Here is a 23,974-nt window from a genome sequence, read left to right on the forward strand (position 1 = left end):
GCGGGAAGACGCCGCCCGAACCTTTTGAAAGTTTGGCCGGCGACCTATCTCACGGTCTCTCGCATGAAGACGGTAGGAAAGACGCCCCCATGGCTTCGCCCGGAGACTGGAAAATCCCCGCATCCGTGCAGCCCAAGGCCGCCGATTATGCCTTCGACCTCGCGCAGGCGCTGACCGCCATCGTCGCCCTCTCGACCCGCGTGCCCGACGAGGCCTTCACGGCCGAGACGCTGGGCACCGAGCGGGCCGGCAACGGCGTCGTCATCGGCGACGACGGCCTCGTGGTCACCATCGGCTACCTCGTCATGGAGGCCGACACCGTGTGGCTCACAACCCAGGACGGACGCTCGATCCCCGGCCATGTGGTCGGCTACGACGCGGTGACGGGCTTCGGCCTCGTCCAGGCCCTCGGCACCCTCGGCCTGCCGGCCCTGCCGCTCGGCCGCTCCGCCGGCGTGAAGGTCGGCGACCGCGCCATCGTCGCCGGGGTCGGCGGCCGCCAGCGCAGCGTCGCCGTGGAGATCGTCGCCCGTCAGGAATTCGCCGGCTACTGGGAATACGTCCTCGACGAGGCCCTGTTCACCGCCCCCGCCCACCCGCATTGGGGCGGCGCCGCCCTCATCGGGGCGGCCGGCGAGTTGCTGGGGATCGGCTCGCTCCAGCTCCAGCAGGGCACCCCGGAGGGGCCGAAGACCATCAACATGATCGTGCCCATCGACCTCCTGACTCCGATCCTCGACGACCTCGTCACCCGCGGCCGGGCCGACCGGGCGCCCCGGCCCTGGCTCGGCCTCTACGCCAGCGACGGCGACGATGCCGTGGTGGTGATGGGGCTCGCCGACGACGGCCCGGCGGAGGCCGCCGACCTGCGGGCCGGCGACGTGGTCGCCGCCGTGGCGGGCGAGCCGGTGGCGGATCTGGCGGGCTTCTTCCGGCAGGTCTGGGCGCTCGGCGAGGCCGGGGTGCGCGTGCCCCTCACCATCCGGCGCGACGGCCAGACCATCAAGCTCGCGGTGACGTCGGCCAACCGCGACCGCTTCCTCGTCTCTCCGCCCCTGCATTGATCCGGGCGCCCGGCGGGTCTATCCCGACACGATGACGGACAGAGCAGACCCTTTGCCAATCCACATCGTCGGCGGCGGGCTCGCGGGCTCGGAAGCCGCCTGGCAGATCGCGCAAGCCGGCCACCCGGTGGTGCTGCACGAGATGCGCCCCGTGCGCGGCACCGAGGCGCATCACGGCCAGGATCTGGCCGAGCTCGTCTGCTCGAACTCGTTCCGCTCCGACGACGCCAACGGCAACGCGGTCGGCCTGCTGCACCAGGAGATGCGCACCCTCGGCTCCCTCATCCTCAAGGCCGCCGACGCGCATCAGGTGCCGGCCGGCGGGGCGCTCGCCGTCGACCGCAACGGCTTCGCCGCCGCCGTCACCGCCGCCCTCGAAGCCCATCCGATGGTGACCATCGTGCGCGAGGAGGTCGAAGGCCTGCCGCCAGAGGAGTGGGGCCGGACCATCGTCGCCACCGGACCCCTGACCGCGCCGTCCCTGGCGCAAGCCATCCGCGACCTGACGGGTGCGGAGTCGCTCGCGTTCTTCGACGCCATCGCGCCCATCGTCCATCGCGATTCCATCGACATGGACAAGGCGTGGTTCCAGTCGCGCTACGACAAGGTCGGTCCCGGCGGCACGGGGGCCGACTACATCAACTGCCCGATGGACCGCGATCAGTACGACGCCTTCATCCAGGCCCTCGTCGACGGCGACAAGATCGGGTTCAAGGAGTGGGAGGCCTCGACGCCCTATTTCGACGGCTGCCTGCCCATCGAGGTGATGGCCGAGCGCGGTCCCGAGACCCTGCGGCACGGCCCGATGAAGCCCGTGGGCCTGACCAACCCGCACGACCCGACGGTGAAGGCCTGCGCCATCGTCCAGCTGCGCCAGGACAACGCGCTGGGCACCCTCTACAACATGGTCGGATTCCAGACGAAGCTCACCTATTCCGAGCAGGTGCGGGTGTTCCGCACGATCCCGGGCCTCGAGAACGCCGAGTTCGCGCGCCTCGGCGGCCTGCATCGCAACACCTACCTCGACAGCCCCCGCCTCCTCGACGCGACCCTGCGGCTGAAGGCACGGCCCTCGCTCCGCTTCGCCGGCCAGATCACCGGCTGCGAAGGCTACGTCGAGAGCGCCGCCATCGGGCTCATGGCGGGACGCTTCGCCCTGGCGGAGGCACGGGGCCAGACGCTCGCGCCGCTACCGCCCACCACGGCGCTCGGGGCGCTGATCGGCCACATCACCGGCGGGCACATCGCCGCCGAGGATGCGGGCGCCCCGCGCTCGTTCCAGCCGATGAACGTAAATTTCGGCCTGTTCCCGCCCCTGGACCACGCCCCCAAGGGCGAGGCCGGCAAGCGCCTGCGCGGGCCGGAGAAGGCGGTGGCCAAGAAGAAGGCCCTCACCGATCGCGGCCGGGCGGATCTCGCCGCCTGGATCGGGGCGGATGCGGCGCGGATCGCAGCGGAGTAGCGGGCGCCTTCCCCGACTCCATCGCGCCGGACACGCCCGGACCATCACTGCGCCCAGGGCGTATGGCTCGTTGCATTCCGTGAGCCCTGGGCGTAGATTGACCCATGGACTTCGCGTGGCACGATGAGAAGTCGAACCGAAATCTTGGGGAGCGCGGATTCGGCTTCGACTTCGCCGCCCTGATCTTCCTCGGGCGCACGCTCCTGAAGTCCGACGACCGGAGGGATTACGGCGAGGTTCGCCAGAACGCCCTGGGAGAGATCGAGGGCGATCTCTCCCACGTTACCTTTACGGATCGCGGCTCTGTGCGGTGGATCATTTCGGCCCGTCGCGCAAATCGCAGGGAGCGCCAACGATGGCACGCATCAGCCTCGATCAACTTCGACTGAACCGTCCTCAGGCGAACCGCGAAAAGATCGAAGCCACGACCGAGGCCGACATCCGCCGCGATACCCGCGAGGACGGAGGTGACCCGGACGCAGCCCCCACAGGGTATGTTCTCGCGCGCGCGCCGGCCGAGATCAGGAAGAATCTCGGCGTCACGCAGCAATCCTTCGCCGATGCCCTCGGTGTTCCGGTCACGACCTACCGGAACTGGGAACAAGGCCGGAAGGTGCCCGACCCGGCCGCACGATCGCTCCTCACCATCTTCGACCGGGAGCCGGAGGCCGCTCTGCGGGCCCTGGGCATCGACTGGAGCAGTCTTCTGGGGAAGGACGCGGCGGAGACCAAATCCGGTTGATCGCGTCGCATCGAGGGCGCGCGACGCATGCCTCGATCGTCCTCGATTCAATCCGCTTTCGGCTCGTACGCGAAGATCGTCCGCCCCGGCCGGTGGCCCTCGTCCCCGGTGTCGCGGAACCCGACCTTGAGGAGAAGGCCGCGGGAGGCGGCGTTGTCCGGGCGGCACTCGGCGACGAGGAATCGGTGGGGGAAGCGCTGGCGCAGCAGGCCGATGGCCGCGGTCACGGCCTCGGCGCCATAGCCCTGCCCCCGTGCCCCGCCCCCGACCCAGTAGCCGAGTTCGACGGCGTGGTCGCCGCGCAGGTGCAGGCCGACGATGGCGACGAGGGCCCCCGCATGCGTGCGGGCGCCCAGGAAGCAATCGGTCCTCACCTTGGCGGGGCCGATGAGCCCGCGCGCCGCCTGCAGGGTGAAGGGGCTGGGCAGGAAGTCGATGGCGCCGGTGATGGCCGGATCGTCCGTGAGCGCCCGCACGGCCTCGGCGTCCCCGGGCCCCAGGGGCGCGAGGCGCAGGCGGGCGGTCTCCACGGGGGAGAGCTTGGCGAGGGAGTAGCGCGTGGCGAGCTTGAACATGGCGCCGCCATCCTAGCCCATCATCGGGTCTTCACGCGAACCGTTTGGCTCCCGCCACGCACAGGACGACGAGGCCGGCCGCCGCCAGCATGGACCAGGCGACGGGCTCGTGCAGGAGGAGCCCGGCCAGCGCCAGGCCGAAGAACGGCTGCAGGAGCTGCAGCTGCCCGACGCCCGCGATCCCGCCGAGCGCGAGCCCACGATACCAGAACACGAAGCCGACGAGCATGCTGAACACCGAGACGTAGGCGAGGCCGGCCCAGGCCGGCCAGCCGATCCCGCGCCAGGTCGCCGGCAAGGTCGCGAGGGCCAGGGCCGCCATCGCCGGCAGGGACAGGACGAGGGCCCACGAGATCACCTGCCAGCCGCCGAGGCGCCGCGACAGGACCGCGCCCTCGGCGTAGCCGAGGCCGCAGAGCAGGATGGCGGCGAGCATCAGGAGGTCGCCGACCGACGAGCCGCCGCCGCCCTGGGCCAGGGCGAAGCCCGCCACCACCGCCGCCCCGGTAACGGAGAACGCCCAGAAGGCCGGACGCGGCCGCTCGCCGCCGCGCAGGATTCCGAACCCGGCGGTGGCCAGCGGCAGCAGGCCGACGAACACCACGGAATGGGCGGACGTGACGTGCTGGAGCGCCAGGGCCGTGAGCAGTGGAAAGCCGGCCACCACCCCGACGGCCACGAGGGCCAGGGATCCGAGGTCGCGCCGAGCCGGCCGGGTCTGGCCGAGCGCCAGGAGCAGCCCCGCGCCGAGGAGCGCGGCGATCACCGCCCGTGCCGCGGTGAGGAACAGGGGCGAAAAGCCCCCGACGGCGACCCGCGTCGCCGGCAGGGAGGCGCTGAAGATGAGGATTCCAAGGAGGCCGCTGCCCCATCCCCGCGTCGTCCGTCGCATCGGGGTCCCTTTTCTGGCGAGGAACCCCGGCGATAGCTGCCTCCCCGCCCCCGCGACAGCGATGGCGCCGGACGATCCGGCCACACTGTCCGGGGCCCCGGCCGGACACCCCGCACGAAAAAACCCGCCCCGGCGGACCGGGGCGGGCTGCGTCGCGTTCGTCGGGCGTTCACCCTCAGGGGTGAATCACCATGGCGTTGAACGGGTAGACGTAGGCCTGGAGCATCACCAGCACGCCGACGAGGCAGGCGAGCACGATGGAGTGCCAGAACACGAAGCGCAGGATCTTGCTCTCCTGGCCGAAATACCCCGTGGCCGTGGAGGCGACGACGATGGACTGGGCGTCGATCATCTTGCCCATGACGCCGCCGGACGAGTTCGCCGAGGCCATGAGGATGCCCGACAGGCCGAGCTGCTCCGAGGTGATCTTCTGCAGGCCGCCGAAGAGCACGTTCGAGGCCGTGTCGGAGCCCGTGAGCGCGACGCCGAGCCAGCCGAGCAGGGTGCCGAAGAACGGGTAGAGGATGCCGGTGCCGGCGAAGGCGAGGCCGAGGGTGGCGTCGACGCCCGCGTAGCGGGTCAGCACGCCGAGCGCCAGCATCGCCGAGATGGTGATGAGCGAGTAGCGCAGGACCCAGATGGTCTCGATGTAGGCGGTCACGAGGCGCCACGGCGAGAACCGCATGAGCAGGCCAGAGAGGATGGCCGCGAACAGCACGCCGGTGCCGGTGTAGGACATGTAGGCGAACTTGAAGACGGCGGCTTCCGGATGGGCGGTGGCCACCACCGGCGGCACCTTCATGATGACGTTGTGCAGGCCCGGCACCGGATAGTTCCAAATGAAGATCGGATCGACGATATCCTTGAAGAACTTGGTGCCCCAGATCGCCACGATCACCGAGAGGATGATCCACGGCACCCACGCCAGCAGGATCTCGGAGGAGGTGGCGGTGCGGGTGGCGGCGGCGGCCTTGGGGCCGTCGACGGCGGTGACGTAGCCGATGGACGGGTCGTTGCCGCGCAGGGCCGGCGAGGTCCAGATCACGGCCGGGCGCCAGAAGCGCAGGAACAGCACCAGGGCGCCCATGGAGACCAGCGCCGCGCCGATATCGACGATCCACGGGTTGACGTAGTTCGAGATGCCGAACTGGGCGAGCGCGAACGAGCCGCCACAGACGAGGATGGCGGGCCAGATCTGGAGCATGCCGCGGAAGCCCGCGAACACGCAGATGAGCCAGAACGGCACCAGCACGGAGAAGAACGGCAGCTGCCGACCGATCATCGCGCCGAGGATGTAGGGGTCGTAGCCCGTCACGGAGGCGAGGCCGGCGATGGGGGCGCCGAGCGCCCCGTAGGCCACGGGCGCCGTGTTGGCGATGAGCGAGAGGCCGGAAGCCGCCAGCGGCGAGAAGCCCAGCCCGATGAGGATGGCGCCGGTCACCGCCACGGGGGTGCCGAAGCCGCCGGCGCCCTCGAAGAACGCCCCGAAGGCGAAGGCGACGAGGAGCAGCTGCAGGCGCCGATCGGTGGTGATGCCCGCCACCGATTGCTGAAGGGTGGCGAACCACCCCTTCTCCACCGTCAGGCGGTAGAGGAAGATGACGTTGAGGATGATCCAGCCGATGGGGAACAGGCCGAGCGCGATGCCGTAGCCGGAGGCGCGGGCGGCGAGATCGGCGGGCATGCCGAACAGGAACACGGCGACGCAGAAGGCCAGCACCAGGGAGAGGACGGCGGCGATGTGGGCCTTGACCTTGCCGCTGGCGATCATGCCCAGTAGCGCGATGACCGGCAGCGAGGCGGCGAGCGTCGAGAGCCAGGGGCTCCCGAACGGGTCGTAGACCTGATTCCAGGTGGTCACGGTGTTCACGGGCAACGTCCTCCCAAGGTGGCCCCGATCTCCGCCGGAACCTTGGAATCGTTGCTAGCAGACGCCCGGAGCCGGCTCAACGCGGGTTAATCATGTATTCAGAGACAGTTGCGAGCGCGCCACCACGGGGCCGGCCGGGGCCGTGGCGCGTGCGGCCCGTCGGTTCCGGCTCGGTCGCGCCTGCGTGATCATGGCGCAACGGCGGAACATGCCCGCTTCGCTCCGGTTCCACCGAGACGCCGATCAGCCCCGGAACCGGAGAATAACTTATGTTTATGCGCGTCGATCAGCTTCAAGCCGAGCTTCCCGCCCCGAAAAAGAAAGATCCGAACGCCGCCGCGGCCCTACAGGAACTGCTCGGCGGCAAGTACGGTGAGATGTCGACACTGGGCAATTACATGTTCCAGAGCTTCAACTTCCGCAGCAAGTCCAAGTTGCGTCCGTTCTATAGTCTGGTTGCAGCCATCACGGCCGAGGAACTCGGCCATGTCGAGCTCGTGAGCAACGGCGTCGCCATGCTCAACAACGGCCCGGACAACGACGGCGACGAGACGAACGGCGGCGACATCTCGGGCGCCCCGTTCGAGGACATGAAGGACATTCGCCTCGCGGCCGCGTTCCTGTCCAACGGCGGCGGCGTGACCCCGGTCAATTCCAACGGTGCCTCGTGGAACAACGATTTCATCACCACCACGGGCAACGTGGTGGTCGATCTGCTGCACAACTTCCACCTCGAATGCGGCGCGCGCCTGCATAAGCTTCGGGTCTACGAAACCCTGACCGACCCGACGGGCCGCGAAGTCTGCGGTTATCTTCTGGTGCGCGGCTCGGTCCACGCCCACGCCTACGCCCTGGCGCTCAAGAAGATCACCGGCGTCGAGCTCGACAAGTTCCTGCCAACCCCGAACATCAATCTCGACAAGATCCCCGAGTGTCAGAAGTACCTGCAGGAGGGTTCGCACCGCCGGCTCTACACCTTCAGCCCGAGCGACTACAAGGAGATGGCGGGCATCTGGGGCAACGGCGAAGTCGCCCTTCCGGGCGATCCGCCCGGCGAGCTCTCCGTCGTCGAGGGCATGCCGGACGGCGGCAAGATCCACCAGCTCACGGGTGTCCCCTCGGCCTTCACCCCGGACTACGCCCCGGAGGAGATGTTCGAGATCGCCAAGAAGCTGACCCTCAAGGCGCGCTGAGGCGGGTTCTCTCGATGTGAAACAGGGGCGGCTCCTTCGGGGCCGCCCCTTCTGGTTCGGCCGAACGTGTCGACCCTGACTGCGCGCTCGGATCGCTCCGTCTGCGGCGGCTGCGCATCTTGGTCCGGGTGGTTTGCGAGCACGTGGCCAGTCCGGGCGACCGTCGCCCGGACTGGCCCCGAGACGACGCGCCGGCTGCGAAATCGAGATTCGTCGGGGCCGCCCGCCGGGGGACGGCGTGATCCGTCACCGCCACGGACGCCCCCACTTCGGCAAAGCGCAACCGCCGGGCCCACAGGCTGCCTCCGCCGCGCAGGAAAAACCCGAAATGGATCGACTGGGCCTCCGGGGGCACGTCCATGACGATGGACCGTTCCTGCCACCCGACGGTGCCGACGAGCGGCCCCTCGCGCGTGCGCCCATCCATGTTGTCGAAGGCCAGCATGCGCCCCTTGTCACCATCGATCCGCATCCACAGCGATCCGGCGCCCGTGACGTCCCGTGCTCTCAGGTGCGCGCTGAGTTCGAGGCGCTTGTCGCGGAAGCCATCGGCGCGGAAGTTCTGCATGAGCGCCCCGAAGCCCGTCGATGCCGGACCGAGGGACGGGTCGGCCAGGGCGACCCGGTGGCGGATGAGGGCGCAGCCTTCCGCCGGATCGAGACCCATCTCGTAATCGTCGCTGCGGGTGCCGGCGACGGTCCAATCTTCGGGGAGGCGCAGGACGGGCCGGTCGAGCTGGGCCGCCAGGGTATTCCAGTCGCGCCAGCCGAACTGACGCGCGACACATTCCAGACTGTCGCCGTGGGAAATCTCGACACGGCGCTCGGCGAGCGCCTGACGAAGGCTCTTGGCCATCGCCTTCGGGTCATGTGGGATATGCATGCGTCCGATCCTCGAACCGGGCAGTCGCTCGTATCGGGGCTCGCTTTGCCGAGGGGACCGCCCAGGGGGTCAGACCGAATCGGGGGAAACGTGCATTCACCATGCCTTGCGGCGCGAGCGGCCGGCTGCACGAGCCGACATGACAGAAGCGCCGGCAGACCTCGCTGTCAACCCGGGAGCGTGGCGCCCTTGGTGGGTGGGGAGCGGGCCCTGACCCCTTGCCCTGAAGCGGACGCTCCGCCCCCGGTCCATCATCGGCGTTGGGGTGTGCCCTCCGTAATGACCGAAATTCAACGAACTGGAGCCTTTGGAACGTCCATCGTTGGAGTGCTGCCGCGATCTGCGTCGGTCGGACTTCTTCCCGAGCCTGATCCCGCCCTACACAATTGTCTTAATATGCGCCTTCGTCGGGGATGTTCAGCGTGGTGCCGCAGGCTTTGCAGTGTACAGCATCCAGCTCGTGACGCTGCAGCCCACAGGTCGGACACGGGAAGCGTACCTTGTAGGGGCGAAATACGACTTGGGCGAGCCGGAAGAAGAGTGTCACCCCGCATATCATCACGAACACCGAGATCAGGCGCCCGGTCGGTCCCGGTAACGTAATATCGCCGTAGCCGGTGGTCGTGAGGGATGTGACCGTGAAGTACAGTGCGTCGACCGGACTGCCGATCGCTGGGTTGCTCCCTGCTTGCGTGACGTAGATGACACCGGTCATTACGAACACGAACACCATAAGGTTGGTGGCGGCCAGAATGGCATCATCGTTCCGCCGGAAAAACGGACTATCGTGCCGCAACCGTTCAAGCAGTTGGTAGGTGCGCAACAGTCGAAGGGTGCGCAGGATGCGCAGAAAGCCGACGCCCTGCACGACCATTGGCGCCAGGAATGAGACGATCGCCACCACGTCCGTCCAAGTGCTCAGCCGCAGGAACTCGCGGGCCGGCGCCCGGCTAATCAGCAGGCGGCCGAGGAAATCGGCCAGAACACCTGCGCCAAGCGCCACGTCGAGTACGACGATCCAAAGTGAAAGTGGCAGAAAAGATGTGACGATGACGAAAGCGATCGTCGCTATGTCAAACGCCAGCAGTGCGTAACGGAAGCGGTGCGCTCGGTCGGTGTCGCCTTCGTAGAGGGCCTGAAGCCTAGCTTTCAGCGTGGTCATGAGTCCGATCTTACGGGCAGGGGTCAACCCCTAACGCATCCTTGCCCGGCCCCATGGGTTCGGACCCGACCGAAACGCGTTCGCCCCTAGAACGCCCCCCGGGACGCCCGCCACAGGCGCCACAGCCGGCGCCAGCGCGGGATCTCGATGAGGGTGTTGAGCGGGTCGTAGCCCGGGCGTTCCATGGCGGCGAGGTAGGGTTCCACCAGGGCCACGGGGAGGAAGGCGGCCCGCGCGGCGGGCGCGATGGTGCCGCGCGCCGCCGCGTAGGCCGCGAGGTGGCGGCGGGCCAGCGCCCGAAGGTCGGCGCAGGCGTGCACGAGGCCGGGGCCGCCGCGGCCCGTCACCACGTCCTCGCGGGTGACGCCGTAGGTCTTCAGGATGTCGGCCGGGAGGTAGACCTGGCCGCCGCGCGCATGCCACGGCAGGGACCTCAGCAGGCCGGTGATGCCGTAGGCGACGCCCGCATGGCCGGCGGCCGCCGCGCCGCCGGGCTCGGCGCCGTCGCACAGGACGAGGCCGCCGAGGCGGATGAGGGCCGAGGCCGTCTCGCCGCAATAGCCCTCGAGGTCGTTCACCCGCGGCATCGGGTCGTCGTAGAGGTCGAAGACGCGGGCGTCGATGAGATCGACGAAGGGCTGGCGCCCGAGCTTGCGCTTGACGATGGCGTCGTCGAGGGCCGCCGCCACGGGGTTGGCCTTCACGTCGCCCCGCGCCTCGCCCTGGAGGGCGTCGCGCCACCATTGCAGACGGATCTCGCCCGCCATGGGGTTCGAGGCCGCCTCGCGGGTGCGGGCGATGGTGAGGCTGAAGGCGATGAGGGCGAAGAGGTGCGGCCGGGCGCTCGCGGGGGCGAACAGGGTGGCGAAGTAACGGTCTGGGTCGCCCGCCTTCACCAGGGCCTCGCAATGCCCGAACGCGAAGTCGAGGCCGCCGGCCGGGCCGGCTTTGGTGTCCGTGTCCGTCATGCGACCGCCACCAGGGCGGCGGCGACCTTGCGGTTCTCGGCCACCAGGATGTTGTAGGTGCGGGCCGCCGCACCCGTCTGCATCACGTCGAGGCCGATGCCGGCCTCCTTCAGCCAGCGCCGCAGGGCGTCGGGCAGGGGCGCGATGTCGAGGCCGGTCCCGATGAGGAGGAGTTCGACCGCCCCCCCCTCCGCCACCACGGGCCGCAGGGCGTTGCGGTCGATGGCCCGGGCGTCGTCGGGCGCCCAGGCGCGGACGCCCGAGGGCAGCATCAGGATCGAGCCGCGATGGGACATCTCGGCGAAGCGGAAGCCGCCGTTGCCGTAGGCGTCGATGATGTGGCGGCCGGGAACGTAGCCGTCGTGGAGGCTGCCGGCTGCCATGCGCTACTCCGCAGCCTGGGGCACCCGCCCGCCCGACCGGGCGGCCTGCGCCTTCACCCCCGAGAGCATGAGGCCGAGGTAGATCAGCACCGGCGTCGAGACGAAGATCGCCGAGTAGGTGCAGATGACGACGCCGGCCAGCATCACGATGGCGAAGCCCTTGATCGCCTCGCCGCCGAACAGCACCAGGGCGAGCAGCGACAGGAAGGCGGAGGTCGCCGTCATCACCGTGCGGGACATGGTGGAGTTGATGGACAGGTTGAGGAGCTCCACCGTGGGGATCGTCTTGTAGCGGCGCATCAGTTCGCGGGTCCGGTCGAACACCACCACGGTCTCGTTGAGCGAGTAGCCCACGATGGTGAGGATCGCGGCGATCGAGGTCATGTTGAACTCGATGCGGGTGATGACGAAGATGCCGATGGTGAGCACGATGTCGTGGAGGGTGCCCACGATCGCCCCGAGGGCGAGTTCCCGCTCGAACCGGAACCACAGGTAGAACAGCACCGCCAGCACCGAGAGCACCACCCCGATGGTGCCGGACTGCACGAGTTCGCCCGAGACGCGGGGGCCGACGGTCTCCGTGCGGCGGAATTCGTACTCGGCGTCGAACGAGGCGTGCGCCTTCTGCATCACCGCCGTCTGGCCCTGCTCGCCGGCCTGGAGCGGGAAGCGCACCAGGATGGTGCCCTGGCCGCCGAGTTCCTGCACCTCGGTCTCGCCGAAGCCGAAGCCGTTCGCCGTGTGGCGCACGGCCCCGACATCGGCGGTGCCGGATTTCGCCTGGAGCTCGACGAGGGTGCCGCCCTTGAAGTCGATGCCGAAGTTGAGGCCCACCGTGAGGAACAGGATCACGGTCGCCACCGACATCAGCGCCGAAAGCGGGAAGGTGAACCGCCGGAAGCGCATGAAATCGAAGTGCGATTCGTCGGGCCAGAGGCGGAGCAGACGCATGATCGGTCTCGAATGTGTCTCAGGGTCGAAAGGGCCGGCGGGCGTCCCCGGTGGGGACGATCAGAACGGCAGGGCTTTCGGCCGGGCGATATTGTACCACAGGGCGATCATCATGCGGGTCAGGGTCACGGCGGTGATGACGGTCGTGAGGATGCCGAGGATGAACACCACGGCGAAGCCCTTCACCGGGCCGGAGCCGAGGAAGAACAGGATCAGGGCGGCGATGGCCATGGTCGAGTTCGAGTCGATGATGGTGGCGAACGCCTTGTCGAAGCCCGCCTGCAGGGCCGAGACGATGGAGCGGCCCGCCCGCACCTCCTCGCGCACGCGCTCGTAGATCAGCACGTTGGAATCCACCGCCGTGCCGATGGTGAGCACGATGCCGGCGATGCCCGGCAGGGTCATGGTGGCCTCCAGCACCGACATCAGGCCCAGGATGAGGCCGACATGGACGATGAGGGCGATGTTGGCGAAGAAGCCGAACACCCCGTAGGTGGCGAACATGAACACGATGACCAGGGCGCCGGCGACCAACGTCGCCAGCTTGCCGGCCTGGATCGAGTCGCGGCCGAGGCCCGGGCCGACGACGCGGCGCTCGACCACGGTGAACTTCGCCGGCAGGGCGCCGGCGCGCAGGAGCACCGAGAGGTCGTTGGCCTGGGCGACCGTGAAGTTGCCCGTGATCTGGCCGGAGCCGCCGGTGATCGGCGTGTTGATGCGCGGCGCCGAGACCACCTCGTTGTCGAGCACGATGGCCATGCGGCGGCCGACGTTCTCGGCCGTCGCCTGCCCGAAGCGCTGGGCGCCCTTCAGGTTGAACTTGAAGGAGACCATCGGCTCCTGGGTCTGATGGTCGAAGGCCGGCTGGGCGTCGGTGAGGTCGCCGCCATCGGCCATGACCCGGCGCTCGACGGGGACCTTGGCGCCCTTCTCGTCCTTGGAAGGCAGCAGATCGACGTCACCCGAGGGCGAGTCCGACAGCATGCGGAATTCGAGCTTGGCGGTGCTCCCCAGGAGCTTCTCGAGGCGCTCCGGGTTCTGCTCGCCGGGCACCTGGATCAGGATGCGGTCGGCGCCCTGCTGCTGGATCGACGGCTCGGTGGTGCCCGTGGAATCGAGGCGGCGGCGGATGACCTCGATGCCCTGGCTCACGGCGCGGCGGGTGCGCTCGGTGATGCCCGCATCGGTGAGGCTCAGGCGGATGGCGCCGTCGGGCTGCTCGGCGATGTCGAGGGTGCGGCCCGAGCCCTGGCCAACGAGGGGATTGGCGATGGGCTGGGCGAGTTCGCGCAGCTTCGGCAGCACCTTGGCGCGCGCCGCATCGTCGGGGACGCGGACCTGAACGCCGCGCTGCAAGAGCTGGATGCCGCCCTCGGCCCGGACGGATTCCTGTTGGAGGATGCGGCGCACGTCGTCGCGGAGCGCCTTGCCCTGGGACGCCACGAGTTCGTTCTGGTCGACCTCCAGCAGGAGCTGCGAGCCGCCCTGGAGGTCGAGGCCGAGCACGATGGCGCGCTGGGGGATAATCCAGCTCGGGAACCAGCCCGGCAGCCCCGCCATGAAGCCCTTGCGCTGCTCCGGCGAGAAGAAGCTCGGCACGGCGAGGCTCAGGCCGATGAGGATGACGGCCAGCGTCGTGACGATCTTGGTTCGCGAGAAGCGCAGCATCCGGAAGTCCCGTCCCTTGCCGTTTCTTGATTGCGAGGCCGGCCCTTGCGCCGGCCTCGTCCGTCGATGGCTCAGGCGGCCTTGACCGGCCCGCCCTTGACCCGGACTTCCGCGATCATGGTGCGGACGACCTTGACGCGGACGTTGGGGGCGATCTCGACCTCGATCTCCGAGGCGTCGTCGGCGACCTTGGTGACGCGGCCGACGATGCCGCCGGTGGTGACGACGGTGTCGTCGCGGCGCACGTTCTTGACCATGCTCTGATGCTCCTTCACGCGGCGCTGCTGCGGGCGGAGGATCAGGAAGTACATGATGACGAAGATGAGGACGAACGGCACCACCTGCAAGGCGATGTCCGCTCCGCCAGCGGCCGCGGAGGCCCCTTGCGCGAAGGCGGGGGTGATCAAGCGCGTGACTCCTCAAGGATACGGCCCCGATCCCCTCGAGCGAGGGGGCGTGCGGGCCTGTCGAAAAAGCGCGCGGACTATAGCCACGGCCTAAGTGAAAGCAACGGCGTGGGCCTGGGGCGAAACGGTCCCGGGCGCAAGCCCCCTGCCCCGGGGACGCTGATCTTTCGGCGGATTTGCCCTAAACCGGCCCCCGCGCCCGCCCGAAGGACCTTTCGCGATGACCTCTGCCACCGACCCGGCCCCGCACGAAACCCTTCACCCCGATCTGCTGCCCGTGCTGGAGCGCATCGCCGCCGCCCTGGAGCGGGCCGCGCCCCCCGCCCGCCCGGCGGTGGACGTCGCGGCGGCCGACGCGTTCCTGTGGGGGCCCGAGCGCCGGCTGATCCCGGTGCGCTCCGTCAACCGCGTCGAGATCGGCCTGCTCACGGGCATCGATCGGGCCCGCGACACGCTGGCGGAGAACACCCGGCGCTTCGCCGCCGGCCTGCCGGCCAACAACGCCCTGCTGTGGGGGGCGCGCGGCATGGGCAAGTCGTCCCTGGTGAAGGCCGTGCACGCCGAGATCAACGCGGGCCGGGGCGACGCCCTCCCGCTCAAGCTCGTGGAAATTCATCGCGAAGACATCGAGGCCCTGCCCGACCTCATGGCGACCCTGCGGGGCGACCGGCACCGCTGGATCGTGTTCTGCGACGACCTGTCGTTCGACGGCGACGACACCTCGTACAAGTCCCTCAAGACGGCGCTGGACGGCGGCATCGAGGGGCGCCCCGAGAACGTGCTGTTCTACGCCACCTCCAACCGCCGGCACCTGCTCGCCCGCGACATGGTGGAGAACGAGCGCTCCACGGCCATCAATCCCGGCGAGGCCGTGGAGGAGAAGGTGTCGCTCTCCGACCGCTTCGGCCTGTGGCTCGGCTTCCACAAGTGCAGCCAGGACGAATACCTCGCCATGGTCCGCGCCTACGTGGCCCGCCACGGCCTGACCGCCGACCCCGACACCGTGCGGGCCGAGGCCCTGGAATGGGCGACCACCCGGGGCTCGCGCTCGGGGCGCACGGCGTTCCAGTACATTCAGGATCTGGCGGGGCGGCTTGGGCAGCGGTTGGGGTGACCGCGCGGATCGTCCGGCGCACGCTCCCGCTTTCTAGCCCGGACGCGGGGACGGGCGCTAAGAGTGCCTCGCAAACCTGCCGGTCACCATCGGTTCTCGCTCTGAATACGGCGGTGCAGCGGGAGTTTTGTGACAGACACTAAACGCCCCGCTCTTCCTCGAGCGCGCGGGACCGGATTCGGTCTCCGCGCAGGCTCTCCATTTCCGCCCGGCTGAAGAGAATGCGTCGGGTAAGCGCCTGGATCGCCAGCAACGGGAGGCAGATGAAAGCGGTCGCCGCCGCAAACGAATCGGAGGGCAACCCGACGAAGAGATTGAACCCATCGCGCGCCGCCGGCAGCAGTGCCAGAAACGAGACTATGTGAAGGGCAGAATAGTCCTCGAGCCCCCATCGCAGACGCGCGGGGCGCTCGCTCGCCACAAGGAGACAGGCGGAGGTGACGAGCACACCCGCAAGCACGCTCGCCACGGGTGATGTCAGACCGGCCCACCCTCGCAGGGCATGATAGACCAGAAGCTGTGCGGCAGCGCCGCCAATGACGATGCAGAAGGTTCGCGCGCTCCACGCCATGACCCAGTTCCTCGAACCAGCCTCTGCGGCTCACCGAGGCATACTCCTGCGGGAAGAAGGCTCCAAGCGCCGCCTTCGATTGAATGGACATCCCGAAACCGGATCGCCCCTCTCTGGCGCCGGGCCGGGCGCGCCCTGCGAGGAGCGTCCCGGCCGAGACCACGTTCGAGGCGCAGGGTGTTACCGGTAACCCTCGTCGGAACGGTCGCGAGCCGACCCCCCCTCACGTCGCGGGGTTCAGGGCTCGCAACGGCATGGACAGATCGGGAGAGGGCTTCCGCGTCCGCGTGATCGACACCACAACCGCAAACAGGGCGACACCGGCGAACACATCCACGAAATAATGCCCGCCGATGACGATCGTCGATACCATGACGATGGCGGTCCAGATCAGGATCGATAGGCGCAACAGGCGCACGGGCAATATTCGCAAGGACATGAACACGTGGGCGGTCACACAGGCGAAGGCCGCATGAAACGAGGGGAACGTGATGACTCCATTCAACTCGGAAAGACGGACATGCTTCGTCGTTCCGGAGCGGAACGCATCGAACGTTGCGAGGTGATAGAGGCCCGCGCCCTCCGGTAGTTGTGAAACGACATCCTCGGCCAGTTGCAGTCCGGCGAAGGCTCCGATGGCCGGAAATGGAATCGCGATGAGGGCACAGGCGAATCCGGCGAGCGCGATCATCGCACAGAACCGCCATGCCGCGTCCGCTCTCCGCATGAGAATGAGGATCAGGGGCACGAAGATGAGTACCTTGAACGACGCGTGGTAAGCGAAGACCAGGGGGTGGTGCAGTGCCGGCACCCGGGACACGAACGCCACGATCGTTCGCGCATCGAGACCGATCATCTCATCGGCTCGGATCAGCGCCCCATCGATGAGCGGCGCGTTGACGGCCAGGCCTGCCAACGCAAGAACCCCAAGCATGGTCAGACTGCACCCGGTCACGGCGAGCGTACCGAGGCTATCGGCGATGAAAGGTTCCCGTCGGTAGAAGGTGTAGAACGCCTGGAGTGCGAAGAGGACGCAGATGCCCGCAGCCCACAGCAGCAAGTGAGACAACTCGACCCGAAGCCCGGTCGCGACCGTCATGCCGAGGGCGCACGCCGTCACGGCGGCGGCACTGGTCGACGCCAAGACTCTCGGATGCATGTGCGAACCCTAGTTTGCACACACTATGCACACGCAATCCTAAAGCGAAGTTGATAGATCCCGCTTCGAAGCGACAGAAGGTACACCTCGATTTGCCGAGGGCAACCTACGCTTTGAACCGGAGGCACGGCTCCCACGACACCCTTGGATCGCCAGCAAGACCTCCGCCTTCGATCTTCGCCACGATCGATGCCCGGTCGGTGCGCGTAGGATCACGGGCCGACGTATCCGAGACGTCCAAGCGGCTTTGCTGCCTTCCCCTCGGCATTCAAACGACGAAGGCCCGGCTGCCGCAAGGGCAACCGGGCCTGCCGAACAGCTCAGGCGCGAATGCGCTCCGAGCCTGAATTGACAATCAATCCTTCAGATCGGCCGGCACCTTGCCGCCGTTCTCTTCAAGCTTCTTGATCACCTGCTTGTGCAGCCAGACGTTCATGGAAGCCGAATCCTCCTTGTCGCCCGTGTAGTGGAGCTCATCGGCGAGCTGCTTGCGGGCGGTGAGGCTCGAATCGAGGTCGAGGAGCTTCATCAGGTCGACGATGGAGGTGCGCCAGTTGAGGGTCTGGCCGTTCTTGGCGGCCATGCCGTTGAGAACCTCCTCGACATCGACGGAGCCGGCCGGGACGGACCCGCCCGTGGCGGTGCCGGTCGAGGTGGAGGCGTCGGAGCCGCCGGTGGTGGCCGGGGCGTCGGCGGGCTTGGCCTGGGCGTCGCCGCCTCCGAAGGGATGGAGGATCTTGCTGACGATGCTGCCGAGGAGGCTCATGGTGGAAATCCCTGATTCTGGTGCCGCCGCCGGCCCGGTGGCCGCAGCGGGGGGATAACGGAAGCGAGACGAGGCCGTTCCCGAAAGCCGCGCCGGAACCCGCCCGGGCCGCGACAGAACCGCCCTGCCCGCCCCCGCGAACGGAGAGGGATCTTCCAAAGCACGGGGCAACAGGCCGGAGACGCGAGCAAATTCTTGCGTGCCCCGGCGCCCCGTGCCAAGGCCCGGGACCAGAAGCCCCGATCGATCCGTGCGGTGGAGCCCTGGGGCGCCCCGTGCCGTCGGCCACCCTTCTCGACGCCCCTGACCGGACCTGACCGATGCGCCTCCTGCCCGTTTTCGCCCTGCTGCTCTCCATGACGGGCGTCGCCTCGGCCCAGAGCACCGCCCCCGTGCCCGTGCGCATCGGCGTGATCCCGGTCGTCGGCGCGGCGCCGGTCTTCGTCGCCAATGGCGAGGGCTGGCTCAAGGAGGCGGGGCTCGCCCCCACCTTCACCACCTTCGAATCCGGCCCCAACATGATCCAGGCCCTGGCGTCGGGCACCATCGACGTCTACGTCGCCGGCGTCGCGCCGCTCGCCGTCGCCCGCACCAAGGGCATCGACGTCCGCGTGGTGGCCGCCACCGCCATCGAGGAGATGGTGTTCGTGGCCGGGCCGAAGCTCGCCCCCTACTTCGCGAACGGCGCCGGCAAGGCCGAGGCCTTCGCCCAGTTCAAGGCCAAGGAGGGCCGGCCCGCCCGCCTCGCCACCCAGCCGCCGGGCTCCGTGCCCAACACCACCCTGCAGCATTGGCTCTGGCAGGTCGCCAAGGCCGACAAGGCGAATGCCGAGGTGGTCGCCATGGGCATCGACGCGACCCAGCAGGCGGTGCTGGCCGGGGCCGTCGACGGCGCCTCCATCCGCGAGCCGGCGCTCACCATCGTCCAGCAGCGCAACCCGGCGATCAAACTCATCGCCACGGGCGGTGAGATGTTCCCCAACCAGCCCGGCACCGTGGTGGGCGTGTTCGGCGCCTTCGCGGACAAGAACCCGGCGGCCGTCGAGGGCCTGGTGAAGGCCGTGATCAAGGCGAGCGAGTTGCTGAAATCCGATCCGGCCCGCGCGGCGAAGCCCGTCGAGGCGGCTTTGGGCAAGGGCATCACCGATCTCGCCACCATCCAGAAGGCCATCACCTCGCCGGCGGCGAAATTCACCGCCGATCCCCGCGCCATCGTCGAGGCCACCAAGGCGATGCAGGCCTATCAGGTCTCCATCGGGACGCTGGACAAGGACGTGCCGCTGGACGGTCTGTTCGACCCGCGCCCCTACGAGAAGGCGACCGCGCGCTGAGCCGCGCGCCCGCTTGAACCGCATGCCCGCGTTCCGCGCCACGGCGCTCTCCGCCCTCGGCCTCGCCGCCTTCCTGGTGTTCTGGGAGGCGATGCCGCGCCTCGGCCTCATCAACCCGGCCTTCCTGCCGCCGCCGAGCACGATTCCGACCGCCTTCCTGCGGGAGATCCAGCTTGGCGTGTGGGGCGAGGCCGTGTGGTCGAGCCTGAGCCACTACGTCGTCGGCCTCACTGTGGGCGCCGGGGCCGGCATCGCGCTCGGCCTCCTCAGCGGCATGTTTTCGGGGTTCGAGGCCGTCACCGCCTGGATCGTGCGGCTGCTGCGGCCGATCCCCGGCCTCGCCTGGGTGCCCTTCGCCATCATCTGGTTCGGGGTCCAGCCCTCGGCCGCCGTGTTCATCATCGCCATCGGCGTGTTCTGGATCGTGTTCTTCGCCACCCAAGGCGCCGTGCGCGGCGTCGACCGCGACCTCGTCGAGGTGGCGCAGGCCTTCGGCTTCCGCTCGCCGTGGTCGCGCCTCGTCAAGATCCTGCTGCCGGCCGCCACCCCGGGCATCCTCGTGGGCCTGCGCACCGCCCTGGGCCAGGCCTGGATGGCCGTGGTCGCCGCCGAGATCTTCGGCGTGCCGGGCGTCGGCGCCCGGATGATGCAGGCCTCCAGCCTCCTCTCCACCGACATCGTGGTCGTCTACATGCTCACCATGGCCGGCCTCTACGGCCTGTTCGACACCGGCTTCGTCGCCCTCCAGGGCTGGCTCCTGCGGTGGCGCGCGTGAGCACGCCCGTCCCCCCGCCCGTCTCTTCGCCCATCATCGCCATCCAGGGCCTCAGCCTCGCCTACGAGCGGGAAGGAGTGCGCAACACGATCCTCGCCGACCTCGACCTCACCATCGCGCGGGGCGAATTCCTCGTCATCGTCGGCGAATCCGGGGTCGGCAAGTCCACGGTCCTGCGGGTGCTCATCGGCCTCGCCCAGCCGAGCGCCGGCACCGTGCGCGTCGAGCCCCGCCCCGGCTGCCGCACGCCCATGGCCCTGGTGTTCCAGGACGCCCGCCTGCTGCCGTGGCGCCGGGTCGTCGCCAACGTGGCCTTCGGGCTGGAGGGCAGCGGCCTCACCAAGGCCCAGCGCCTCGCCAAGGCGGCCGAGATGCTGGCGCTGGTGGGCTTGGCCGACCTCGGCCAGCGCTGGCCGCACCAGCTCTCGGGCGGCCAGCGCCAGCGCGTCGCCATCGCCCGGGCCCTCGCCGTCGATCCCGACGTGCTCCTCATGGACGAACCGTTCTCGGCCCTCGACAGCTTCACCCGCGAAGGCCTGCAGGACGAGCTGCAGCGCATCCAGGCGGCCACCGGCAAGACCATCCTGTTCGTCACCCACGACATCGACGAGGCCGTCACCCTGGCCGACCGGGTGGTGGTCCTGGCCGGCGCCCCCGGCCGGGTCGCCGCGGAGATGACCGTCACGGTGCCCCGGCCCCGCCGCCGCCGCGACGCCGCGTTGCTGGAGGCCGCCCGCCAGTTGCGGGCCGAACTGTCGGGCCGCTCGGCCGAGCTGTGACGGCGCCGCGCCGGCCGAACCGTACCGGCGCCTTCGGCGCATGGGGGGCGTGCGCCGTTCCATCCGGGCGACGGACCGGCGCATTGCGCCGCGCGTGCGCCGGGCTTAACCCCGCCCGGGGCGTCCGTTTTCTCCGTAGGACCGCCCGAGGAGAAGGCCGATGCGCCGCCGCACCCGCTCCCTGATCGGCACCATCACGATGCTGGCCTTCGTCGTCGTCTACGCGCCGCTCGCCATGGCGCTCGCCGACAGCCGCATCTCGCAGACCCCGGCCCCCGTGCAGGCGGTGCTCTACTGCATCCTGGGCATCGCCTGGATCATCCCGCTGATGCCCCTCATCAGTTGGATGCAGCGGCCCGACTCCGACGCTTGACCGGAAGGCGCCGGGATTTCGCCGCACTCGCGGGGCACAAACGGCCCCGCTCCCGAACGCGCCGAAGGTCGATTCCCCGCATCATGCCGCTCCGCCCGACTCTGGTTCTCCTGGCCTTCCTCGCCCCCACCCTGGCCGCCGCCCAAGGCGCACCGCGCTCCGTGGGCGAGTGCGAACGCCTCAAGAACGATCTCGCCTACAACCAGTGCCTGGCGATGTTCGGCCCTGCCGCCAAGAACGTTGCGGCCGGCATTTCCGCAGGAGCGGCGACCGCCTCGGCCTCCGTCGCCACGGCCCTGGCGGCCCTGCCGTCCAGCATCGCCGCCGCCCTGCCGACGGTGCAGGAGACCGGCCGTCGGGGACGGCGCAGTCGCTACGGCCGCCACGGCCGCCAGAGCGCGAGCTTCGACACCGGCGGCGGGTCGCGCTCGTATCGCCGTCACCGCCGGCGCTGATCCGACTGATCGCCAAGACCTTTCCGTTCAACCGACGTTGAGGCGCCGCCCCCGGTTCCAGGCCAGGAACGGCACACCCGAGAGCAGGGACGCGAGGGCGGCCGGGCTCTGGTGGCAGCCGTTCACCGAGACGCGCGGCAGGGCCTGCAGGTGGTCGACGTGCCCAGGGAACAGGTGGCCCGGCCGCGTCGTCACCGCCGTCGAGAAGCCGAGCTGCCGCGCCAGGGCGAACTCCCGCTGGCCCGCGGAACTCGGGTCGCCGACCGGATAGGACAGGTGCCGCACCGGGCGGCCGAGTTCGCGGGCGAGATCCTCGCGGCCCGCCTCGACCTCCCGCCGCAGGGTCGCCGCGTCATGCTTGGCGAGCATCGGGTGGCTGATCGTATGGGCGCCGAAGGTCACGGTCGGGTCGCGGCCGAGCCCCCTGAGCTCGTCCCAGCTCAGGCACAGTTCGCGTGCCAGGGTCCCTGCCGCGATGCCGGCCTGCTCGCACAGGCCCGCGATCTCCGCGAGAAGATGCCCTTCGGGTCCGGCGCGCAGGTGGCGGTAGACCACCTCGAACGCCGCCCGTTTCTCCGCGTCGCTGCCCGCGGGCAGGTCGATCTGCGTACCGGGAAGCCGCACCCGCCGGAGGCGACCGATCGCCCGCTCCAGTTCGAGCCACCACAGGCGACCGCGCCCACCGGCGAAGTCGCTGGTGACGAACAGGGTCCAGGGGGCGCCGTGCCGTCTCAGGACCGGGGCGGCGTGCTCGACATTGTCCCGGTAGCCGTCGTCGAAGGTCAGGACGGCGAAGGGCGCGCGCCCCGTCCCCGCGAGCCGCTCGGGCACCGCATCGAGGGAGATCACCTCGAACCCGCGTCGGGCCAGGGTGAGGAGGACGTGATCCAGGAAGTCCGGTGTGATGGCCAGCAGCCGATTGGGCGCGTAGGCGCCGGGCGGCTCGGGGCGGACATGATGAAAGGTGAGGATCACCCCCCGTCCCCGGGCCAGGGGCGCGAGCCAGCGGTCGGCCCCCGTTGCCGCGATGGTCCGGAACCCGGCCTCGAACAGGCGGTGGCGGCGGGCTGTCGACATCGAAACTCCGAACGTGGGCCAGCGATAGTCGTCCCGGAACCGGCAAGGTTTCGTTACCCACGCCGACAGGACGGCCCCGGCGCTTCACCCGTCGTTTAAGAGCCTGAGCGCTCCCTCGACGCCGAGCGAGCGGGAGCGACGGTGGTGACGGGCGGCGTGCACGATCTAGGCGGAGTGGAGATGATACGGGATACGGCGCGCGGCAGCCTGACCACGGAGGTCTATTCCGATTTGGCCGCCGTCGAGGCCCTGTGGCGCGGCCTGGAAGCCGATCCGGCTGTCCTGATGACCCCCTACCAGCGCTTCGACTGGGTCTCCGCCTATCTGCGGACCGAACCGGACGCCGTGCTTCGTGTCTTCGTGGTACGCGACGCGGCCGGTCGACCGCAGGTGCTGATCCCCTGTCACCTGACGTACGAGCACGGCCTGCGCGTCGCACGGGTCGTCGGCGGGAAGCACGCCAACTTCCATATGCCCCTCTTCGCCTCGCGCGCGGCAGCCGCCCTGCGGCCCGAGGATCTGGCAGAGCCTCTCCGAGCGGCAGCCCGGGCCACCGGCATCGCCGCCTACGCCTTCTCGCACCAGCCCTTTTTTTGGGAGGGTGCCGCCAACCCCCTCGGCTTCCGGGCCGAGCCTTCGCCGAGCGACGCCTACGGCCTCCTGCTGGGGCCCGATGCGGAATCCACGGTCAAGCGGGTGTTCAGCACCGACGCCCGCAAGAAACTGCGCGCCAAGGAGAAGAAGCTCGTCGAGGCGTTCGGCCCGGTGGCATACCGGATGGCGCGGACCGATGCGGAGGTCACCGCCTACCTCGACGCGTTCTACGCCCAGAAGGCATCGCGTTTTTCCGCCATGGGGATCGCCAACCCCTATGCCGATGCGGGCGTGCGCGGCTTCCTCGCCGCCGGCGCGCGCCGGAACGGACGCTCCGACGAACCGGCCATCGAAGTCGCGGCCCTGGTGGGCACCGAGAGCGGGCGGGTGTTCGCGGTCTTCGCCGGCGCCGTGGACGCGGCCCGCTACAGCGGCATGATGACGTCGTTCGACCAGGATCCGGCTGTGAGCCGATCGAGCCCCGGTGATATTCTGCTGCAGTATCTGATCCGGGATCAGGCGGAGCGTGGCCGCCGCGCCCTCGACCTCGGCGTCGGCGAGGCGCGCTACAAGGCCAACACATGTGACGAGACCATCGAGCTCGGCGAGGTCACCATTCCCGTGTCCCTGCCCGGTCGGATCCTCCTCCTCAAGACCGTGGGCGTTGCCCGGCTCAAGCGGCGGATCAAGCGTGATCCGCGCCTGTCGACCCTGGTCGGCCGCCTACGCCACTGGCGGGCAGGTGCGCTCGCGCAGTAGC

At 69.3% G+C, this 23,974-nt stretch carries 26 protein-coding genes; 12 read left to right on the plus strand and 14 right to left on the minus strand.

Annotated elements, in window-relative coordinates; genetic code table 11:
* Window positions 1–89: 89 nt before the first annotated feature.
* The 4 genes from ASF22_RS06190 to ASF22_RS06205 all read left to right on the plus strand — a co-directional run bounded on the left by ASF22_RS06190 (window position 90) and on the right by ASF22_RS06205 (window position 3,268).
* Entirely contained in the window at window positions 90–1,064 is a 975-nt protein-coding gene (locus ASF22_RS06190) for a S1C family serine protease (protein ID WP_056168873.1), read from the plus strand.
* A 31-nt stretch (window positions 1,065–1,095) separates the two neighbouring features.
* The gene (gene trmFO / locus ASF22_RS06195; RefSeq protein ID WP_056262502.1) at window positions 1,096–2,526 is read left to right on the plus strand and encodes a methylenetetrahydrofolate--tRNA-(uracil(54)-C(5))-methyltransferase (FADH(2)-oxidizing) TrmFO; all 1,431 of its coding nucleotides are present in this window, start codon (window positions 1,096–1,098) and stop codon (window positions 2,524–2,526) included.
* Between the two features lie 104 nt (window positions 2,527–2,630).
* Window positions 2,631–2,915 carry a BrnT family toxin gene (locus tag ASF22_RS06200; protein WP_056262504.1) on the plus strand — a complete coding sequence of 95 codons (285 nt, stop codon included), beginning with the start codon at window positions 2,631–2,633 and terminating at the stop codon, window positions 2,913–2,915.
* Window positions 2,882–3,268 carry a helix-turn-helix domain-containing protein gene (locus ASF22_RS06205; RefSeq protein ID WP_156647620.1) on the plus strand — a complete coding sequence of 129 codons (387 nt, stop codon included), beginning with the start codon at window positions 2,882–2,884 and terminating at the stop codon, window positions 3,266–3,268. Before ASF22_RS06200 ends, ASF22_RS06205 begins: the two co-directional genes overlap by 34 nt.
* 47 nt (window positions 3,269–3,315) lie before the next feature.
* On the opposite strand, the gene ASF22_RS06210 is transcribed toward ASF22_RS06205, so the two are convergent.
* From ASF22_RS06210 to ASF22_RS06220, 3 genes are all read right to left on the minus strand, one after another.
* Window positions 3,316–3,843, minus strand: coding sequence for a GNAT family N-acetyltransferase (locus ASF22_RS06210; protein WP_056168862.1), 528 nt, complete (start codon window positions 3,841–3,843; stop codon window positions 3,316–3,318).
* Window positions 3,844–3,874: 31 nt separating this feature from the next.
* The gene (locus tag ASF22_RS06215; protein ID WP_056262507.1) at window positions 3,875–4,735 is read right to left on the minus strand and encodes a DMT family transporter; all 861 of its coding nucleotides are present in this window, start codon (window positions 4,733–4,735) and stop codon (window positions 3,875–3,877) included.
* Between the two features lie 175 nt (window positions 4,736–4,910).
* Entirely contained in the window at window positions 4,911–6,596 is a 1,686-nt protein-coding gene (locus ASF22_RS06220) for an L-lactate permease (RefSeq protein ID WP_056169028.1), read from the minus strand.
* Between the two features lie 278 nt (window positions 6,597–6,874).
* On the opposite strand from ASF22_RS06220, the gene ASF22_RS06225 reads away from it, so the two are divergent.
* A complete protein-coding gene (locus ASF22_RS06225; protein ID WP_056168855.1) occupies window positions 6,875–7,798 on the plus strand; it encodes a manganese catalase family protein in 924 nt (307 codons plus the stop codon).
* Here ASF22_RS06225 and ASF22_RS06230 read toward each other — a convergent pair.
* The 7 genes from ASF22_RS06230 to yajC form a co-directional block, all read right to left on the minus strand.
* Entirely contained in the window at window positions 7,785–8,681 is an 897-nt protein-coding gene (locus tag ASF22_RS06230; RefSeq protein WP_156647621.1) for a glyoxalase superfamily protein, read from the minus strand. The two genes, ASF22_RS06225 and ASF22_RS06230, sit on opposite strands and share 14 nt — an antisense overlap.
* Window positions 8,682–9,072: 391 nt before the next feature.
* Window positions 9,073–9,843: an ion channel gene (locus tag ASF22_RS06235; protein ID WP_056262512.1), complete on the minus strand. Its 771-nt coding sequence runs from the start codon at window positions 9,841–9,843 to the stop codon at window positions 9,073–9,075.
* An 86-nt stretch (window positions 9,844–9,929) separates the two neighbouring features.
* Window positions 9,930–10,811 carry a phytoene/squalene synthase family protein gene (locus ASF22_RS06240; RefSeq protein ID WP_056171448.1) on the minus strand — a complete coding sequence of 294 codons (882 nt, stop codon included), beginning with the start codon at window positions 10,809–10,811 and terminating at the stop codon, window positions 9,930–9,932.
* Window positions 10,808–11,194 (minus strand): MTH938/NDUFAF3 family protein, encoded by a 387-nt coding sequence (locus ASF22_RS06245; protein WP_056171450.1) that lies wholly within the window; start codon window positions 11,192–11,194, stop codon window positions 10,808–10,810. The genes ASF22_RS06240 and ASF22_RS06245 overlap by 4 nt, the downstream gene beginning before the upstream one ends.
* A gap of 3 nt (window positions 11,195–11,197) precedes the next feature.
* Window positions 11,198–12,145, minus strand: a complete 948-nt coding sequence (gene secF / locus ASF22_RS06250; protein WP_056171451.1) for a protein translocase subunit SecF — start codon at window positions 12,143–12,145, stop codon at window positions 11,198–11,200.
* 60 nt (window positions 12,146–12,205) lie between these two features.
* The gene (gene secD / locus ASF22_RS06255; protein ID WP_056171453.1) at window positions 12,206–13,813 is read right to left on the minus strand and encodes a protein translocase subunit SecD; all 1,608 of its coding nucleotides are present in this window, start codon (window positions 13,811–13,813) and stop codon (window positions 12,206–12,208) included.
* Between the two features lie 71 nt (window positions 13,814–13,884).
* Entirely contained in the window at window positions 13,885–14,220 is a 336-nt protein-coding gene (gene yajC, locus ASF22_RS06260; protein WP_056171456.1) for a preprotein translocase subunit YajC, read from the minus strand.
* A 220-nt stretch (window positions 14,221–14,440) separates the two neighbouring features.
* Between yajC and ASF22_RS06265 the strand changes: the two genes are divergently transcribed.
* On the plus strand, window positions 14,441–15,334 hold the full coding sequence (locus ASF22_RS06265; RefSeq protein ID WP_056262515.1) for an ATP-binding protein: 894 nt from the start codon (window positions 14,441–14,443) through the stop codon (window positions 15,332–15,334).
* 139 nt (window positions 15,335–15,473) lie between these two features.
* Here ASF22_RS06265 and ASF22_RS06270 read toward each other — a convergent pair whose 3' ends face one another.
* The 3 genes from ASF22_RS06270 to ASF22_RS06280 form a co-directional block, all read right to left on the minus strand.
* Entirely contained in the window at window positions 15,474–15,905 is a 432-nt protein-coding gene (locus ASF22_RS06270) for a hypothetical protein (protein WP_056262517.1), read from the minus strand.
* A 223-nt stretch (window positions 15,906–16,128) separates the two neighbouring features.
* Entirely contained in the window at window positions 16,129–17,049 is a 921-nt protein-coding gene (locus tag ASF22_RS06275; protein ID WP_056262520.1) for a phosphatase PAP2 family protein, read from the minus strand.
* Window positions 17,050–17,419: 370 nt separating this feature from the next.
* Entirely contained in the window at window positions 17,420–17,830 is a 411-nt protein-coding gene (locus ASF22_RS06280; protein WP_056262523.1) for a DUF3597 domain-containing protein, read from the minus strand.
* Between the two features lie 356 nt (window positions 17,831–18,186).
* Between ASF22_RS06280 and ASF22_RS06285 the strand changes: the two genes are divergently transcribed.
* From ASF22_RS06285 to ASF22_RS06305, 5 genes are all read left to right on the plus strand, one after another.
* The gene (locus tag ASF22_RS06285; protein WP_244472929.1) at window positions 18,187–19,161 is read left to right on the plus strand and encodes an ABC transporter substrate-binding protein; all 975 of its coding nucleotides are present in this window, start codon (window positions 18,187–18,189) and stop codon (window positions 19,159–19,161) included.
* A gap of 22 nt (window positions 19,162–19,183) precedes the next feature.
* A complete protein-coding gene (locus tag ASF22_RS06290; protein WP_056262694.1) occupies window positions 19,184–19,936 on the plus strand; it encodes an ABC transporter permease in 753 nt (250 codons plus the stop codon).
* A complete protein-coding gene (locus ASF22_RS06295; RefSeq protein WP_056262698.1) occupies window positions 19,933–20,715 on the plus strand; it encodes an ABC transporter ATP-binding protein in 783 nt (260 codons plus the stop codon). The genes ASF22_RS06290 and ASF22_RS06295 overlap by 4 nt, the downstream gene beginning before the upstream one ends.
* Window positions 20,716–20,875: 160 nt before the next feature.
* Window positions 20,876–21,088 (plus strand): DUF2842 domain-containing protein, encoded by a 213-nt coding sequence (locus ASF22_RS06300; protein ID WP_056171466.1) that lies wholly within the window; start codon window positions 20,876–20,878, stop codon window positions 21,086–21,088.
* An 83-nt stretch (window positions 21,089–21,171) separates the two neighbouring features.
* Window positions 21,172–21,543, plus strand: coding sequence for a hypothetical protein (locus tag ASF22_RS06305; protein WP_056171468.1), 372 nt, complete (start codon window positions 21,172–21,174; stop codon window positions 21,541–21,543).
* 27 nt (window positions 21,544–21,570) lie between these two features.
* On the opposite strand, the gene ASF22_RS06310 is transcribed toward ASF22_RS06305, so the two are convergent.
* Window positions 21,571–22,620, minus strand: coding sequence for a polysaccharide deacetylase family protein (locus ASF22_RS06310; RefSeq protein ID WP_056171470.1), 1,050 nt, complete (start codon window positions 22,618–22,620; stop codon window positions 21,571–21,573).
* 180 nt (window positions 22,621–22,800) lie between these two features.
* On the opposite strand from ASF22_RS06310, the gene ASF22_RS06315 reads away from it, so the two are divergent.
* The gene (locus tag ASF22_RS06315; protein WP_056262526.1) at window positions 22,801–23,973 is read left to right on the plus strand and encodes a GNAT family N-acetyltransferase; all 1,173 of its coding nucleotides are present in this window, start codon (window positions 22,801–22,803) and stop codon (window positions 23,971–23,973) included.
* Window position 23,974: the final 1 nt, after the last annotated feature.

The organism is Methylobacterium sp. Leaf87 (genome assembly GCF_001422775.1).
Lineage (GTDB): Bacteria > Pseudomonadota > Alphaproteobacteria > Rhizobiales > Beijerinckiaceae > Methylobacterium.

Coding starts and splice junctions, on each gene's coding strand:
- ASF22_RS06190 (WP_056168873.1), top strand. CDS start 90: ATGGCTTCGCCCGGAGACTGGAAAATCCCCGCATCCGTGCAGCCCAAG.
- trmFO (WP_056262502.1), top strand. CDS start 1,096: ATGACGGACAGAGCAGACCCTTTGCCAATCCACATCGTCGGCGGCGGG.
- ASF22_RS06200 (WP_056262504.1), top strand. CDS start 2,631: ATGGACTTCGCGTGGCACGATGAGAAGTCGAACCGAAATCTTGGGGAG.
- ASF22_RS06205 (WP_156647620.1), top strand. CDS start 2,882: ATGGCACGCATCAGCCTCGATCAACTTCGACTGAACCGTCCTCAGGCG.
- ASF22_RS06210 (WP_056168862.1), bottom strand. CDS start 3,843: ATGTTCAAGCTCGCCACGCGCTACTCCCTCGCCAAGCTCTCCCCCGTG.
- ASF22_RS06215 (WP_056262507.1), bottom strand. CDS start 4,735: ATGCGACGGACGACGCGGGGATGGGGCAGCGGCCTCCTTGGAATCCTC.
- ASF22_RS06225 (WP_056168855.1), top strand. CDS start 6,875: ATGTTTATGCGCGTCGATCAGCTTCAAGCCGAGCTTCCCGCCCCGAAA.
- ASF22_RS06230 (WP_156647621.1), bottom strand. CDS start 8,681: ATGCATATCCCACATGACCCGAAGGCGATGGCCAAGAGCCTTCGTCAG.
- ASF22_RS06235 (WP_056262512.1), bottom strand. CDS start 9,843: ATGACCACGCTGAAAGCTAGGCTTCAGGCCCTCTACGAAGGCGACACC.
- ASF22_RS06240 (WP_056171448.1), bottom strand. CDS start 10,811: ATGACGGACACGGACACCAAAGCCGGCCCGGCCGGCGGCCTCGACTTC.
- ASF22_RS06245 (WP_056171450.1), bottom strand. CDS start 11,194: ATGGCAGCCGGCAGCCTCCACGACGGCTACGTTCCCGGCCGCCACATC.
- secF (WP_056171451.1), bottom strand. CDS start 12,145: ATGCGTCTGCTCCGCCTCTGGCCCGACGAATCGCACTTCGATTTCATG.
- secD (WP_056171453.1), bottom strand. CDS start 13,813: ATGCTGCGCTTCTCGCGAACCAAGATCGTCACGACGCTGGCCGTCATC.
- ASF22_RS06265 (WP_056262515.1), top strand. CDS start 14,441: ATGACCTCTGCCACCGACCCGGCCCCGCACGAAACCCTTCACCCCGAT.
- ASF22_RS06270 (WP_056262517.1), bottom strand. CDS start 15,905: ATGGCGTGGAGCGCGCGAACCTTCTGCATCGTCATTGGCGGCGCTGCC.
- ASF22_RS06280 (WP_056262523.1), bottom strand. CDS start 17,830: ATGAGCCTCCTCGGCAGCATCGTCAGCAAGATCCTCCATCCCTTCGGA.
- ASF22_RS06285 (WP_244472929.1), top strand. CDS start 18,187: ATGACGGGCGTCGCCTCGGCCCAGAGCACCGCCCCCGTGCCCGTGCGC.
- ASF22_RS06290 (WP_056262694.1), top strand. CDS start 19,184: ATGCCCGCGTTCCGCGCCACGGCGCTCTCCGCCCTCGGCCTCGCCGCC.
- ASF22_RS06300 (WP_056171466.1), top strand. CDS start 20,876: ATGCGCCGCCGCACCCGCTCCCTGATCGGCACCATCACGATGCTGGCC.
- ASF22_RS06305 (WP_056171468.1), top strand. CDS start 21,172: ATGCCGCTCCGCCCGACTCTGGTTCTCCTGGCCTTCCTCGCCCCCACC.
- ASF22_RS06310 (WP_056171470.1), bottom strand. CDS start 22,620: ATGTCGACAGCCCGCCGCCACCGCCTGTTCGAGGCCGGGTTCCGGACC.
- ASF22_RS06315 (WP_056262526.1), top strand. CDS start 22,801: ATGATACGGGATACGGCGCGCGGCAGCCTGACCACGGAGGTCTATTCC.